16 protein-coding genes are annotated in these 16,309 nt (G+C 31.3%); 11 read left to right on the top strand and 5 right to left on the bottom strand.

Going from position 1 to position 16,309, the window contains the following annotated elements; genetic code table 11:
• Window positions 1–314: 314 nt before the first annotated feature.
• Window positions 315–2,138, top strand: coding sequence for an APC family permease (locus BN2665_RS06085; RefSeq protein ID WP_055666221.1), 1,824 nt, complete (start codon window positions 315–317; stop codon window positions 2,136–2,138).
• A 107-nt stretch (window positions 2,139–2,245) separates the two neighbouring features.
• Here the strand turns inward: BN2665_RS06085 and BN2665_RS06080 are convergent, their stop codons facing one another.
• Both BN2665_RS06080 and BN2665_RS06075 read right to left on the bottom strand, forming a co-directional pair.
• On the bottom strand, window positions 2,246–3,931 hold the full coding sequence (locus BN2665_RS06080) for a glycoside hydrolase family 13 protein (protein ID WP_055666220.1): 1,686 nt from the start codon (window positions 3,929–3,931) through the stop codon (window positions 2,246–2,248).
• Window positions 3,932–4,151: 220 nt separating this feature from the next.
• Entirely contained in the window at window positions 4,152–5,153 is a 1,002-nt protein-coding gene (locus tag BN2665_RS06075) for a LacI family DNA-binding transcriptional regulator (protein ID WP_055666219.1), read from the bottom strand.
• A gap of 270 nt (window positions 5,154–5,423) precedes the next feature.
• On the opposite strand from BN2665_RS06075, the gene BN2665_RS06070 reads away from it, so the two are divergent.
• The 3 genes from BN2665_RS06070 (at window position 5,424) to BN2665_RS06060 (ending at window position 9,009) form a co-directional block, all read left to right on the top strand.
• Complete coding sequence (locus BN2665_RS06070) at window positions 5,424–6,524, top strand: glycoside hydrolase family 113 (protein WP_055666218.1); 1,101 nt, start codon at window positions 5,424–5,426, stop codon at window positions 6,522–6,524.
• 305 nt (window positions 6,525–6,829) lie between these two features.
• Window positions 6,830–8,269 (top strand): IS200/IS605 family accessory protein TnpB-related protein, encoded by a 1,440-nt coding sequence (locus BN2665_RS06065; RefSeq protein WP_055666217.1) that lies wholly within the window; start codon window positions 6,830–6,832, stop codon window positions 8,267–8,269.
• 275 nt (window positions 8,270–8,544) lie between these two features.
• Complete coding sequence (locus tag BN2665_RS06060) at window positions 8,545–9,009, top strand: GreA/GreB family elongation factor (protein ID WP_055666216.1); 465 nt, start codon at window positions 8,545–8,547, stop codon at window positions 9,007–9,009.
• 104 nt (window positions 9,010–9,113) lie between these two features.
• On the opposite strand, the gene BN2665_RS06055 is transcribed toward BN2665_RS06060, so the two are convergent.
• Genes BN2665_RS06055 through BN2665_RS06045 form a run of 3 tightly spaced genes read right to left on the bottom strand, consistent with a single transcriptional unit; the run spans window position 9,114 to window position 11,121 of the window.
• On the bottom strand, window positions 9,114–9,869 hold the full coding sequence (locus BN2665_RS06055) for a hypothetical protein (protein ID WP_055666215.1): 756 nt from the start codon (window positions 9,867–9,869) through the stop codon (window positions 9,114–9,116).
• A gap of 12 nt (window positions 9,870–9,881) precedes the next feature.
• On the bottom strand, window positions 9,882–10,748 hold the full coding sequence (locus BN2665_RS06050) for an ABC transporter ATP-binding protein (RefSeq protein WP_055666214.1): 867 nt from the start codon (window positions 10,746–10,748) through the stop codon (window positions 9,882–9,884).
• Between the two features lies 1 nt (window position 10,749).
• Window positions 10,750–11,121, bottom strand: a complete 372-nt coding sequence (locus tag BN2665_RS06045; protein WP_423229845.1) for a GntR family transcriptional regulator — start codon at window positions 11,119–11,121, stop codon at window positions 10,750–10,752.
• Between the two features lie 184 nt (window positions 11,122–11,305).
• Between BN2665_RS06045 and BN2665_RS06040 the strand changes: the two genes are divergently transcribed.
• From BN2665_RS06040 to BN2665_RS06010, 7 genes are all read left to right on the top strand, one after another.
• Entirely contained in the window at window positions 11,306–12,607 is a 1,302-nt protein-coding gene (locus tag BN2665_RS06040) for a DUF4830 domain-containing protein (RefSeq protein ID WP_055666212.1), read from the top strand.
• A 15-nt stretch (window positions 12,608–12,622) separates the two neighbouring features.
• Window positions 12,623–13,132 (top strand): hypothetical protein, encoded by a 510-nt coding sequence (locus BN2665_RS06035; RefSeq protein WP_055666211.1) that lies wholly within the window; start codon window positions 12,623–12,625, stop codon window positions 13,130–13,132.
• A gap of 83 nt (window positions 13,133–13,215) precedes the next feature.
• A complete protein-coding gene (locus tag BN2665_RS06030) occupies window positions 13,216–13,734 on the top strand; it encodes a hypothetical protein (RefSeq protein ID WP_055666210.1) in 519 nt (172 codons plus the stop codon).
• Between the two features lie 27 nt (window positions 13,735–13,761).
• A complete protein-coding gene (locus BN2665_RS06025; RefSeq protein ID WP_055666209.1) occupies window positions 13,762–14,226 on the top strand; it encodes a hypothetical protein in 465 nt (154 codons plus the stop codon).
• Window positions 14,227–14,273: 47 nt separating this feature from the next.
• Window positions 14,274–14,639: a hypothetical protein gene (locus tag BN2665_RS06020; RefSeq protein ID WP_055666208.1), complete on the top strand. Its 366-nt coding sequence runs from the start codon at window positions 14,274–14,276 to the stop codon at window positions 14,637–14,639.
• Between the two features lie 113 nt (window positions 14,640–14,752).
• A complete protein-coding gene (locus tag BN2665_RS06015) occupies window positions 14,753–15,253 on the top strand; it encodes a hypothetical protein (RefSeq protein WP_055666207.1) in 501 nt (166 codons plus the stop codon).
• A 69-nt stretch (window positions 15,254–15,322) separates the two neighbouring features.
• Window positions 15,323–15,946 (top strand): hypothetical protein, encoded by a 624-nt coding sequence (locus BN2665_RS06010; protein WP_055666206.1) that lies wholly within the window; start codon window positions 15,323–15,325, stop codon window positions 15,944–15,946.
• Window positions 15,947–16,309 lie beyond the last annotated feature (363 nt).

The raw sequence follows: 16,309 nt of genomic DNA, 5'->3' as shown, positions 1-16,309 counted from the left end.
TTAAGAATATTTTATTTTTAATTAACCTTCTTATATGATACTCTAAATACTTAGTTTAATATTTTTAAATATATTTTAACAAAACTTTTTTAATGTTTTTTACAAAAACTCTCTAGCATTCAGATCTCATTTTCCTTAAGTTTTGTCTATTCGTGTATAATTTTGCAGCTTTTCGAGCAATTGTTCGATAGAACTAGCTAATTTCATAGAATATGGCATAGCGCCTTTGTAAATACTATAATAAGGTTTTACTTTATTTTAAATGATAACTATAATATTTTTGTTCTATTTCTATATCTTAAAGAGGTGAAATTATGTTTTATAAAATAAAAAAATTGCTTATTGGTGAACCTTTGAAATCCTCCCAGTTACATCATGAAAAATTTGGTATCTTTAAAGGTTTAGCGATATTATCTAGTGATGCTATTTCTTCTGTAGCCTACGCTTGCGAAGAAATACTATGGGTTTTAATCCCCATAATGGGCTTGCTAGCCTATCAATCCTTATTTTATGTTACTATATCTATCTTAGTTTTATTAAGCATATTAATATTTTCCTATAGGCAGACCATAAATAGTTATCCTAAGGGCGGAGGCTCCTACATGGTGTCTAAAGAAAATTTAGGCGAGCTTCCAAGCCTTGTAGCAGGATCAGCTCTAACCATAGACTATGTTTTAACTGTAGCGGTAAGTTCCTGCGCGGGCTCTGCAGCTATAATATCCGCTGTGCCTGCGTTATTACCCCATAGAGTAACTTTAACAGTACTCATAATAATAATGATGACCTTAGGAAATCTAAGGGGTGTTAGAGAATCTGCAAGAATCTTTAGCATACCTACTTATTTTTTCATATTTATTACCATAATTATGATAGCTATTGGTATTATTAAATACCTTTTTCTTGGTTATGTACCACAACCTCCAGTAGGTATGCCAGAGGTTTATGGAGATTTAACAATAATACTATTTTTAAAAGCCTTCTCTGCAGGTTGTACTGCTTTAACAGGTATTGAAGCCATAAGTGATGGAGTGGCTAATTTTAAAGCCCCTGCTCCTAAAAATGCTAAGATTGTTTTAGGGTTATTGTTTTTAATAGTAGTAATAATTTTTGGCGGTGTATCCTATCTCTCTACTATTTATCATGCAGTGCCAAACCTTGAAAAAACAGTAGTGTCTCAAATTGCGGAAATGGTTTTTGGAAAAAGCAGCTTAATGTTTTATCTTATGCAAATAGCTACTACTTTAATTTTGATAATGGCTGCTAATACTGCCTTTTCGGATTTACCCCTATTGCTATCCTTTATAGCCAGAGATGGTTACGCTCCAAGGCAGTTTACAAAGCGTGGAGATAGACTAAGTTATTCTAACGGTATACTAGCATTAGCCTTATTAGCTTCCCTATTAGTTATAATATTTAATGGGGAAAGTCACTTTCTATTGCCGCTATATGCTGTAGGCGTATTTATGTCCTTTACTTTATCTCAAACAGGCATGGTAATGAAATGGATAAGGAGTAAAGAAGCTGGTTGGAGACATAAGGCCTTTATAAATGGTTTCGGAGCCTTTATCACTTTGATTGCTACAGTGGTTATAGGAGTAAATAAGTTTGTCCACGGAGCTTGGATGGTGTTTATACTAATTCCTCTAGGGGTGTTTATAATGAAAAAAATTAAAAGACACTACGATACCACTGCTGAACAACTAACCATGGAAGGAAATAAATTCCCTGAGATTGATAAGGACCTAGTTAAACATTTTATAGTACCTGTGGGTGGTTTAAACAGAAGTGTAATTAAAACCATAAACTATGCAAAATGTTTATCTAACGATATCGTAGCCTTTCATGTGTCTACTGATGATGATGAAACGAAAAAGTTAAAACAGAAGTGGGAAAAATACAAAATAGACGTACCTTTGGTAATTGAAAAATCGGAATATAGAGAGATATTAGCTCCCCTCGAGGCTTTTATTAAAGCACAGAATTATTCAGAGCATGATATTATAACCTTAGTTCTGCCTCAGATCACTGCTGAAAAATTACATTACAATGCTCTTCATAATCAAACCGCTACTCTTTTAAGAAGTAGCCTGCTAAAGAGCAGAAATATTGCTGTAATAACCGTGCCTTATATAATATAGCTATAAGTAAATATATAAAAAAATAGCTCTAACCTAAAAATCATAGTTTAGAGCTATTTTTCATAATTAAGATAAGGGTTTTAATTCACTTATCTTAAGCAAAAGGGCTATTTTATTAATTTATAAACTCTGCATTCATAAGGTCTTAATGCTATTTCTTTTATGTCTTCCTCTTCATGTGCTTCATAGTTGCTTATTATAAGCTCTTTTGTGCTAAATTCAATATCCTCTGGCAAATTAAATTCAGGGGTATTTTGTGAAAAGTTGCATATAACAAGCAGCTTTTCATTTTCTAGGGTTCTGGTATAAGCATATATTTCCTCATGCGCTTCTAGAATAATATCATATTGTCCATATATCATTGCTTCATTTTCTTTTCTTATTTTTATAAGCTTTCTATAGTAATTAAGTATAGAATTTTCATCATTAATTTGGCTTTCTACATTTATTTCCTTATAATTTGGATTTAATTTAATCCAAGGTGTTCCTTGGGTAAAGCCTGCATTTTCAGAGGCATCCCATTGCATTGGGGTACGAGCATTATCTCTTCCTCTTTCATAAATAGCCTTCATCATTTCATCATGATCTTTTCCTTTTAGTTGTACTAGCTCCCTGTAAGCATTGAAGATTTCTACATCCTTATAATCTTCTAAATTTTCAAAGGCTACATTGGTCATGCCAATCTCTTCTCCTTGATAAATATAAGGAGTTCCTTGAAGCATATGAAGGCATGTTCCAAGCATCTTAGCAGATTCCTTCCAGTATTTTTTGTCATCCCCAAAACGGGATACTATTCTTGGCTGATCGTGATTATTCCAGTAAAGGCTGTTCCATCCTCCCTTTTCTAAACCTTTCTGCCATTTTGAAAGTATGGCTTTTAATTCTATTAGCTTGAAGGGACCATTGCTCCACTTTCCGTCTTCACCATCACCAAGAGACATATGTTCGAATTGGAATAGCATGTTTAATTCATCTCTTTCCTCTCCAACATAGTCCATAGCAATTTCTGGGGTAGCTCCTGGAGTTTCGCCTACAGTCATAATATCATACTTACTTAATACCTCTTTATTAAGCTCCTTTAAATACTCATGAACTCTTGGCCCATTGATGGAATAAGGTCCAAAGTCACCATATAAAGCTCCTTCCTTCTTTGGTCCATCAGGGAAATCCTGCTGCTTTGAAATAGCACTGATAACATCCATTCTAAAGCCATCAATGCCCTTATCTAGCCACCATCTAACTAAATCTTGAACTTCTTTTCTAATCTTTGGATTTTCCCAATTTAAATCTGGCTGCTTCTTAGTGAAAAGATGTAAGTAATACATATCTGTAGCTTCATCATACTGCCATGCGGAACCGCTAAACACTGATCCCCAGTTATTTGGTTCCTTTCCATCCTTTCCTTCTTTCCATATATAGTAGTCTCTATACTCATTGTCCTTTGACTTTCTGCTTTCTACAAACCAATTATGCTCATCAGAGCTATGGTTTACCACTAAGTCTAAAAGTATTTTTATTCCCCTTTTATGAGCTTCCGCTAAGAGCTTGTCAAAGTCCTTCATGATTCCGAATTCTTGCATTATGTCCCTGTAGTCACTTATGTCGTAACCATTATCATCATTGGGAGATTTATAAATAGGACAAAGCCATATCACATCAATACCTAAGAATTTTAAGTAATCAAGCTTTTCTAATACTCCTCTTAAATCTCCAATTCCATCTCCGTTAGTATCCTTAAAGCTTCTTGGGTATATTTGATATACCACAGCTTCCTTCCACCATTGTTTCTTCATTTTAATACACTCCTTTTTCAATCATTTAAAATGCAAATAAAATTTATAGGTTAAGCGTTTACGCTTTTTTCAATGCACAATTCACAAAGCACAATGCACAATTGAGGAAATTTTTTCTCAGCTTACTGAGAAAAAATAAATTATATTATTTAAAGATTTTTTCGTTTTACGAAAAAATCCTCCTTAATTGTGCATTGTGAACTGTGAATTGCGCATTACATTAAATCTCCCTGACGCTTTCTCTTTCAACTATGCTATGAGGCATTATTATATTCTCTACCTTTTCCCCATGAATTATCACATTAAATAAATTTTCTGCTGCTCTTTTCCCCATATTATAAAGAGGTTGAGCCACCACAGTTAGAGCAGGTATGCTCATTTCTGCTATTTGAGTATTGTCATAGCCTATAATAGAAATCTCCTCAGGTATCCTTATGCCCTTCTTATAAGCTAAGGATAGTGCCCCTACAGCCATATCATCACTGGCAGCAAAGACAGCGGTAAATTTCTTCTTTTCTTCTAATAGATCTTCCATAGCTCTCTTACCACTATTATAGCTAAAATCACCATATTTAATTAAGCCTTCCTCAACCTCTATGTCATAATCCTTTAAAGCCTCAATATAACCATTGATTCTAGGCAGCCCTGCTATGGGATCTTCCTTCACTCCTGCTATCATAGCTATTTTTTTATGTCCTTTTTCTATTAAATATTGAGTAGCAGAATAAGCAGCCTGTTTATCGTCCACTTTTACATAAGGAATTTGGTATTTGTAAGACATGGTAGAAACTAGCATAGTTGGTTTATTTAAATCCATAATAGCCTTGTAATATTCATCCTTTGGAGCAAGGCTGGCTACTATGATGCCATCCACCTGTCTTTCTCCCAGAACTCTGATATAATCTAAGGTTCTTTCTCCATTCATCCCTGTATTACATAAAAAAACACTATAGTTGTTTTTGTGGGCTACCTCCTCTATGGCTTTAATTATTTCTGCATAAACTAGAGTTAAAATGCTTGGCATTAGTACTCCTATGGTATTAGTGCTTTTGGTAACTAAACCTCTAGCTATAGCGTTTCTTTGATAACCAAGCTCCTCCACCACTGCTAAAACCCTATTTTTTGTTTCTTCCGTATAGCCCTCTAGGCCATTTAATATCCTAGATACCGTGGCTACAGAAACCCCTGACCTTTTAGCTACATCCTTTATGGTTAGCTTCATAATTCTCTCCTTACAATTTAACGTAATCGTTTAAGTAAGCTTAATATAGCATAGTTATCTTTATTTGTCCATAGTACATATATTGCATTAAAGTTATTACATTATATCTTTGTCGTAATATGTTAAAGCTTTTGCAATATATATAGAAACTATATGTCACCCTCTCCTAATAACCTGTTACTTATATCATATATAAGTTAATTTTAACTATTGTTTCTCTATAGTCACAAGTGTTAAAATATATATCATATTTAAATAGGGGGGACATTTTTGAGTAAAAAAATTAAGCTATTAATCTTATTATTAGTACTGTTAATAGTAGGTTTAACCTATTGGACTATGAAAAATCCTGATACTAGAGGTTATATAAATAATAAAATCAATGCTTTTCAAGGTAAAACCCTCAATAGCGACTTTTCCACTAAAATAAAGTCAGCAAATCTTTCTACGGACTATAAAATTGAAGTAGCCTTAGAAGATATTAAAAATTTCGATTTAAACACCTTAAACATTCCTGTAGCTGTGGATGTTGATTCTTTATCCTCCAGTGACTTTACTATAAATAAGGCTAGTTTAGATAAGGCTAAAAAGCTTATTAAATCCATAAAAAACAAGAAGCTAAACATAGTCCTAGAACCCTATCCCTGGATTGCCAAGGGTACCTTATCAGAGATAGACTGGGAACCAGATAATATTGATGTATTTTTTTATAATTGGAATAATAAAATTTTAAAGGTTTTAATAGATGAAATTGCTGTCCCCTATCACGTAGATGCTATTTATGTAGGCTCAAACTTTGAGCAGATGGAATTTGCAGAGGACAAATGGGCTGAAACCATAGATTTTGTAAGAGCCTACTATAAAGGACTAATAACTTATAGAACTAATAAATGGGATACCGCTCATTGGAAGCCTTCCACTATAGAATATTATGAAAACAAGTTAAATAATAAGCTCTTTTCTAAGCTAGATTTCATATCCATAGCAGCTTATTTTGAGCTTACGGATAAGGATACTACTACGGTGGAGGATTTAGTACAATGCTTAGGCAGCACTACAAGATATGATAGAAAGCAGAATGTATATCAAGAAATAAAAAACTTTCATGATAAATGGAATAAGCCAATTTTCTTTGGAGAGCTAGGCTTTCCTAAAACAAAAAAAGCTTCCATAGAACCTTGGAATGCCTACCTTACAGATGAGGTCAGTTCTCAAGCTCAAGCAAATTGCTTCGAAGCTTATAGACAGGTCTTTGAAAAAGAACCCTGGCATCTAGGTTTTTCTATATTTGCCATAGGTGAAAGAAGTGAGGATAAAAGATATTATCCTGGTGAGGAAAGCAAAAAAGTTATAAATGAATGGTATAAATAAGTTTTTTTTATCCACAGAGCACTTTTTTTAATTCACAATTCACCATGCACTATGCACAATGAATGTGGATTGTCCATGGTGAATAGATAATCTTTAGAATACTATAGAAATAAAATTAAGGCATCGTAAAAAAAATAACTAGTCAAATGATAAGTCAATTAGAACCAAATGAAGAAATGGTTAATGATTTAATAAGTCTTGTAACTTTTTTAGTGCTAGAATGTATGGTGCAAGAGATGGAAGAAAAATTAAGAAAGATATAGAGAAATCCATCAAAGAATTATCAACAGAAGGGTGCGAGAATAGTGAAGATAACCATGAAAGCAATATTAATAAATGAAACTGATGAACAAAAACAAATTATAGATAATTTAATGTTAGTATTTTGTACAGCTATAAGATACTCATTTAAAAGGTTGTTAGAAAGTGTAAAAGTAAGTGACTTAGAGAAAGCTGTTGCTAAAAAATATAATCTAAATATACGTCAAGCAAAAGATGCAGTAGAATCAGCAAGACAAACTATTCTCTCTCAAAAAGAATTAGCTAAAATGATTTATGAAAATTATTGTAATAAAATTAAAGCTATTGAAAAGATATTAAATGGCAAAAAGAAAATATCAGATAAAAAAAGAAATGCTTTAATAAGTAAATTAGATAAAAGACAAAGAAAAGCTAATTATTTTAAGAATTTCATTGATACAAATACCATTCCTTCAGTGACTTTTGGAACTAAAGAAATGTTTATAAAAAAGTGTAAAGGCTTAATTTCTAAAGAAGAGTGGAAGAGTTGCAGAAATAACAGGATCTATAGTCGTGGAGATAAAACTAAAAGTGGTAATCCTAATTTAAGAGTTATTATAAAAAATGGTATGAGCTATTTAGAAATCTCAACACTTGAAAAAACATCTACTAATAGAGCTATTAAAATTCAAGTACCAATATATTTACCACAAAAGTTATCAAGAAAAACTGGTAAAGTTAATGGTATTAATTACAGAGAATTATTCTTAAAGTATTTAACAACTGGTGAAGCTTATCAAGTTGAAGTATTAAAAAGAAATGGTAAATATTATTGTCATATAACATTTGAATTACCAAAAACAGAAGTAGTTTATACAGGGCATAATGGAATTATGGGAATAGATACGAATCCGAATGGTTTTGCATTAACTATGATAGATAATAAAGGGAACTATAAATGGCATAGTTATTTAAAACAACATGAATTATTATATGCTAGAACTAATAGGCGTGAAAACTTATGTGGAGAACTTGCAAAACAGGTTATATCAATAGCTAAGACTTATAATTGTGGTATTGCCATTGAGGATTTGAAATTTAAAAATGACAAAGATGTTCATAGTAAATTTGCTAGAGTTAAACATCAGTTTATATATTCTAAATTATTAATTATGCTTGAAAATGCTTGCATTAGAGAAGGAGTTGAAATAATTAAAATTAAGCCTCAATTTACAAGTAAAATAGGATTGTATAAATATTGTCATCAATATGGCATGGTGGTTCATAATGGAGCGGCTATGGTCATTGCAAGACGAAGTTATAAATTCAAAGAAAAAATACCTAAAATATTAAAGGATAAACTAGTAATTGATTTAGACAAATTTAATAAGAAAAATGAATGGTCAAAATGGAATGAAATAAATAAAAATATAAAAGGGAAGGTAGGTGAAAATCCTGATTTATGGTTAGTAAATAGGAAGAAAATCCTTGGATTAGTAAGTTAATAATAACTTTAATATAGATTTAAACTGCCAAAGTACACTTAGTTGAAAGGCTTTGGTGGATCATGAATATTAGGGGCTAAGTAACACTCGCAATTCTGTTGTACTTTATAAATATATTAATTTATAAAGGCTATATGGAATTTTAGTATTATGGTACTAACCTAAGTAGTTGAATCCTGTGATACTACCGCTTTATTTAGTTAATAAAGTGAAAAATCATACAAACTGATATCGTTATTATTTGTTATGATTTTAGAAATCAGGCTTAGCTTTTTATGAATAATAAACTAACAGAAGAGAATATAAAAAAATTAAAAGAAGAATTAGAATATAGAATGACAGTAAAAAGGGCTGAAATAGCAAAAGAAAAATTAGTAGCTGCTGCACATGGTGATAGATCAGAAAATGCAGAGTATAAAGAAGCTTGTGCAAACTATAGAGAAAATGATAATAGAATTCAATATTTATTAACTATGATTTCAACAGCAACTTTAATAGATGATAAAAATATAGATAACTCAATATTGGGGATTAATAGTAAAGCTAGAATTAAATTTATAGAGAATGAATATGAAGCTATTGTAACATTAGTAACTACTATGGATGTAGATCCTGAAAATATGCGTATAAGTATAGAATCAGATTTAGGGAAAGCATTATCCGGCAAAAAAGTTGGAGATAAGGTTGAAGTTGATGCTCCAGGAGAAAAATATACAGTAGAAGTACTAGAAATATTATAACCTGACCGAAAAAGCCAATGATTCTTTTATAGGAGGCCGTTACCTTTGTTTCCCTATAATATCATTGGCTTATTTCTTAATATTTTATTTACTTTATATTTTATTTACTTTCCTGTTCTCACATTCAGCCTTCTTACGCTCAGCCAAGCTAGGCCATATAATAATGCTGCAATAACAATATTTTTTATAAAAAACATTATAAAATTATTATAGGAATAAGCATTTATTAAAATATATCTAATTATTCTACTTAAATTATCTATATTACCTACTATCATAACTGACACCCCCAAAACAATCCAAAGCTTATAGCCATATCTATACAATAACGCACCTAGCAGATTAAATACTGCACAAAAAGCCATAAACATTAAGAATACTATTATAAAAATATAAAATATATTATTCTCTTTTGTATTAAAGTATATAAAGTCTTCTAATGGCTCTTTCCCTATGGTTTCAATAATAATATTATCTATTTTTAATAATACTACCTCTATAGCTGTCATAGCTGCACATAATAGACTATTATGAATTATCAATGCCTTATAAAAATCCTTACGGGTAGAACTAAAGCCAATAGCTGTAGGAAAGCTTTCATAATACATTTCCATATTACTAACTATCATATATATACCAATAGCTATAATATTTCCAGCTGCTACATTAATAAGTCTACCTCCATTTTCTGAAATTCCAAATCTACTAGCCCCGAAGCTTATAGTACCATATCTACCAACAAAAATAGCATTTAAGATATAAGCAGCTATATTTACTAAAATTACTACAACCCAAAATACTATAAAAGCACGTTTTGAATCCTTAACCATAAATCTTATCTGTCTTTTTAATGATTCCATGTCTCACCCCTCCTAACTCTCTAACTCTTCTGTTAAATATATAAATAGCTTTTGTAAAGGCATAGCACTTATTTCCACATTATTTTCTCTCAGCTCTTTAATTTCCTTCTCTGTGAAATCTCCTAAAACTCCCACCAAAGCTGTAGCTCCAAAGGCTTCTTTATAAAGAATCTTTTTATTTTTAATCATTGTCTCTATGAATTCATTTCTTCCATTTAAGAATCTGGCCTTTTCTTTAAAGTCAGCCACTTCTTCTTTGGCTTGGACTTTTCCATTATTTAAAATTATAACTTCTTCAAATAAATTGCTTACTTCGTCAATTAAATGAGTGGATAATATAATAGTCCTTTTATTTTCCTCATAATCCTGAAGCAGCAGATTATAAAACTTCTCTCTAACTGCAGCATCTAAGCCTAAGGATGGCTCATCAAAAATAGTTAGAGGAGCTCTTGAACTTAATCCTATGATTAACCCTAGGATGGATTTGTTGCCTCTTGATAGTTTTTTATATATCTTCTTAGTATCTAATTTAAATTCTTTTACTAAGAATTTTTTATATTCTTCATCCCAATTTTTATATAAGGTTCCTGCTATATCTAATATACGGCTTACTTTATAATCTTCTATGGGCATTTCTTTTTCTCTTACTAAGCATATATTCTCCATGGCTCTTGAATTTTCAAAGACCTCTTCGCCATAAAGCTTCACTTCTCCACTATCTCTAATTACTTGACCACAAATTAAATTTAAAACAGTAGTCTTCCCTGCTCCGTTTCTCCCCAGTAATCCATAAATCTTATTTTCTTCTAGCGTTAAGCTGATATTATTAACCACTTGTACTTTATCATAGATTTTAGTTAAATTCTTACATTCTAACATATTACCTCATACCTCCCTTATACTCCTCTATGGCCTTTATAATATCCTCTATGGTAAGCTCCACTCTCTCTCCCTCTTTTACCAGCTCAGGTATAACCTCCTTAAAAAAGCTATTTTGTCTTTTCTTTAAAATCTTCTCTCTAGCCCCTTCTGCCACAAACATTCCTAATCCCCTTTTCTTATAAAGAATTTCTTCTTCCACTAAAATATTTAACCCTTTCCCAGCAGTAGCAGGGTTAATCTGATATACCTTGGCAAACTGGTTAGTAGAAGGTGCCTGCTCCCCCTCCTTTAAATTACCTAAAAGTATCTCATTTTCTATGCTCTCTGCAATCTGTATATAAATGGACTTATCTGAATTTAAGTCTAACAACCTCATCACCTCCCTAATATAATATATACTCCGTTACTTATTCGGTTCATTACTTATATAACTAACTATATAACCATTTCGTTATTTTGTAAATAGCTTTTATAAATATTTTAGTAAATGGAGGAAATATTTTGATTTTACGCCGTATTACTAAATATATGTAAAAAAGGAGGTCTGTAGAAAATTGAAAAGGAAATTTATTATACCTTTAATGTTATTATTAATGCTCTCTGCCATAGCTGGTTGTTCTTTAAATAAAGATGTATCTTCTAAAAATCCAATTAAGGAAAGTAACCTTCTAACAAATATTGAAACCATAGATACAATGGAAATCCTCTTTGACAAGACAGGAGGGCCTATGTGGAGTGGCAGGTACGAAATAATTATAAAAGATAAAAAAATAATACAGGATATTGGCAGCCTCATAAATAAAAGTACCTTGCTTAACCAGGAGGAAAAAGAGGCTAAAGCTAAAAAGCTAAGCGGTGGCGCAAAAAAAGATAATAAAATTAAATTTTCCTATAATAATGATAAGGTAAGAGAGTTTTCTTTTGCTTATGATTCCCCTCCCTTTGAAGTAGGCTTATTGAACTTTGAAAATAAAACCTATGAAATTCCTTATGAGGCTGTAACCTATATGCATGATCTCTCAGAGCATAAAAGTGCAGCAGGAGTTATAAGCGATTCTGCAAATAGTATTTTTAAGAAGTACCATTGGACTGCTGACTATAAAATCAATAGCCTTAGAGAAAAGCTCCCCTCTAATCTTAAGCATAAGGCAGGAGAATATCCCTACAAAATATACTGGGCTTATAACAACGAGCTTTCTAAAGCTATTGGCTTAGATATGTCTGAGTATTTGGATAAAGAAGTAATTGTAGACATATATAGATTAAGAGAAACCCTGCCGGATTTTATGCAAAATAGATCAGGTGCTAGAGGCATCATTGTTCGTCATGAGGATAAAATAATCGGAGCCTTTATTGATGCTGGAAGACACAGCTCCTTTGCCTGTTCCCTTGATAGAAAAAGCCTAGAGAATATAACTAAAAAACCATGGGATCAATGGATATTATCTTATATGGATGAACAGGATGAATTAGAAAATAGACTATCAAAGCTCACTGCTGAAGATATAATAAATGAATATATAAAAGCTTTAAACGAAAAAAATAGCTCCCTTGCAATGGCATGCCTTTCTAGGGATAATATAGTCCGTTACTTATCTATGAATATGGATAACAATGACTTATACAATAGAAATGAAGATATAGAAACAAATAATATTAAAAGTGCAAAACTTGTTAAAATGGAAAAAATTAAAGCTTCTATAGATAAAAATGATGTTATGGAATATAATGTAATCATATCCATGGAATTTGTAAAAGTCATTATAGAAGATGATGGCGATGTATTTAGAATCATTAAATTAAAAAAAGAAGGCCCTAAAGGTGCATGGAAAATATATAGTATGGCTACAGGCTAAAGGAGGAAGTCTTCAATGAGGTTTAAAAAAATATATGTGTATATAATAATAGCCCTATTGCTCCTATGCACACTTTATCTTTATCCTAGAAAATTTAATAATTCCTATAACGCTATAATCTACAGATTGGGAGATAAAAGCCATAGTGAAAATATACAAATCAATATAGAAGGCTGGATTTCTAATAGGTTTTTTAGGAGCCCTAGTTTTAAAGGAACAATTTTTATAGGAGAGAAAAAGCTTTCTGATATAAACATGAAATTTGATAAAAACAATAAGGCAGATATATTTTATTTTGATGAAGCTTCTGGAGAATATAGGTCTTATGGATTTATAGTAGCAAAAAATATAAGAAAACAATTCACAGTAGGCATTTCAGAAGCTAAGAACCCTGACGATTCTGCTAAACATTGGAGCAGTAAAGATGGATTAATGCTCTCCGCTCCAGCTAATAACAGAGATGAAGCCTTAGAAATTTCAAAGAATTTGATGAAACCCTTAATTAATAGTTCTATATTAAAGTAGGTATATACACAATCTTGTTGTTAGATAAGTGAAATCGGTAAATTATTATATACATACCAATAATTTTACTGGAGGGCTCAAATGTGAAGATTAGTAAGGCAATTGCCTCGTTTATGTGTGTATTAGCTTTGATATCTTGTATAGGCTGTAATAAGACTGATAAAAAAAGCGTAGCCTCAGATGACAATAAGAGTATAAATGAACCTAAAGTAATTTCAAAAGAACAACCCCCTAATGAGGATATTGAGGACTACAAAATTAAACCCAATATAATTTTTTATGTTTTGAAGGATGAATATCTTGAAAACAATGACGTAAATAATCCAAATGTAAGTGAATTAATAAGAGTATTTATTTGTTATGACGGAGTGGAAAATCAGATATACTCTCATTCAAGCACAGTGTTTTTTGACAAGGTAGTTAATATTCAAGAACTTAGAGATAAATTATTTCTAAAACATCCTAACACACTTAAATTGCCTCCAAATACTATTGTAAGCAGTAAGGTATTAAAAGTGTGGGAATCTCAACATTATAATGGTTTAGGCAGCTATTCAGATGAATCACCAAGTGGATTAACTTATTCTAAAATACGAGACTGAAATATTCTTTAAGAGGAGACTTTTTCAATGGAGTATAAACAACTAGATGATTATTCTAAAGGATTTTTAGATAGGATATTAATTAGAATTCCTGAATATAAGCAATATGTGAAATTCAAAAAATATAGTTATGAGCGTGATGGCGCCTATGCTTATATAGATATTCCTTGCCCATCCGATGCAGAAAGCAATTTGCGGATTTCAACCTATGGTGATGAGATAACAGTAAGATTTGACTATTTTCATTGTCATTTTGGATATAGCGATAGCCATGAGGAAGATTATGATGAAGTAATCAAAATGATTAAGGAAATCATTAATGAAGACATTATTAATATTACTGGAACAAGAGAAGGAAATTTGGCTTTTAGTTGTTTTATTAAGCCGGAGGAGATAGCCTCTATGGAAATTGACTACGATAACTATGATGCTATCAGTATAAAATCATGGAAGGGTAGCTTTAATGAAATAATTAAATATAGTACAGATTAGTAGAATATATAAAACAAAGACTATTCATATTATGTGAGGTGTAAAACATGTTTAGATTAGGAGTAATCGAAGAAAGCTTAGAGCATAAACAAGCTCTTGACAAATTAATACCATTCTTCTTTTCACAGAGAATTGAGAATGTACCAGAAGACATTGAACCTGTTTGGCATACGAATGAATATCATGTGCCTGATGAAAAAATTGAACCCATATTAGACTTCCTTTCAAATGAAATAAAGCTAACATGGTATATTCACGCTTTTTCTGATAACCAGTTATATGTCACACTAAAAGGAAAAGTGTTCAAGCTTTCTCCACAAAAAGACAGTACATGGAACGAAATGATTGAATACGGAATAGAAAAAGCAAATGTTGAAAGGCGGTTTCTTGAGAATGTACCTCTGCATGTTTGATATAGATTATGAGCCCAATCCGTATTTGCAGTTAAGACACATTCTTCACATATTATTAATCAATTATAAATTTACAATGTTGGATATAGAAAATTTATCTTGAGAGGAAGAAAATGAAAAAGTGGAGTATACTGATTTTTTTAATGTCAATTATACTTATTCCAGGTGGGTGTAAGTCAACAATAAAAAATTCATCTAATTCTTTAAACATCACTAAGGAAGATGAGAAAATAATTCAACAATATCTCGATACAAAAACAAATGATATTAGTTCAACCAAAAGTGGAAAAATGTACAGTGCATTTATCCTATTAGGTACAGATAATGATAAGATATATGTCTGGATGCTAAAGGAGGAATGTATAAAAGATGGCAGCGACGTGATCATGACAAATGGAGTATCCTCACCCGTAGTTCTATATGTTAAGACTGGAGAGACGGGAATAAAAATTAAAAGTCATAAATCCCCAAAGGATGGAGAAGAATATGGTAAAAGTATAAAGAAATTATTTCCCCAAAATGCTATTGATTTAATTTCAAATATTTCTAATGAGCGTATGGCACAACTTAAAGAGGTTATAAAGAATAGAGTTAAGGAAGATATAGAGAATTAAGTAAGAGTTCTTGCTGATTAAATTCACACTTGTAGAATAGGGCGAAATATCGAAAAGGAGCGAGTAATTATGCGGAAAATTCTTATTCCTAAAACGTTCATTGTGATGGTGTTTATACTAATAATATTTACTACAGTAGCTTACGCAGGTGATTTGCCTGAAAGTTTGTTAGGGGATAATAGTGTAAAAATATTTACTGCCACTGTTACGGATGTAAATAAAGAAACAACTACTATAAGAGTTATCCATAAATTGAAAGGAGAGATTTTAGAAAATCAGACACTAAGTTTACCCTACCTTGAGTTTAATGGTAGTAAAGATAACAAACCTAAGGTAAATGATAGTTGTATAATCACCATTCGAGATGATAAGTCGTATTATAGCTTTAAAACAACATCAACTGACCCCAAAACTTTAAAGCTTTTAAATCATACTACAAACATTAGCATGAATATGGAAGGTCGGAGTATGGATGAACGGTTTGAGGAGTATATCAACACAGGTGTATATGAAAAATCAGAGCAAAACAGATTGAATAATAAAATTGAAGTAGGCACTAATGCATCATCAGTTCAATCCTACGCGAATAATAATTATAATCTTAAGTTCATATTGTTGATTTCAGGAGTGATTGTTGTACTTCTAGGACTTATTTGGATGCTAAAAAGTAAAATAAAAAAGCGATTATTGTGATAATGATTAAACTGATAATTCTTAGTATGATCCATTCAAATCATTGAATGAGTATTTACGTTATTATGGCAATATGATGACATAAAAGATACCAAATGATGCCTAAATTAGAGCATCCTTTTATTATTTAACGTCTCAATTGTAAAATATGACAAAATACATAGAGTGAGTTTAATAAAAAGTAACGATTTTAAAACCAGAAAAAAAGAGATGAATATAATAATCCTTGATTAAGATCACAAACAAGCATATCCCAATATCTTATAAAGCACTCAAGTCACCTTAGCTTGAGAAAACAGAGCGAAGGCATCTCTCAGTCTACTCGTCTTAGGAACGTCTTGAGTATAAAATTTTAGCATAATC

Origin of the sequence: Desnuesiella massiliensis, from assembly GCF_001403615.1 — a bacterium.
GTDB lineage: Bacteria > Bacillota > Clostridia > Clostridiales > Clostridiaceae > Desnuesiella > Desnuesiella massiliensis.
This window is presented reverse-complemented; position numbering and strand designations above follow the sequence as displayed.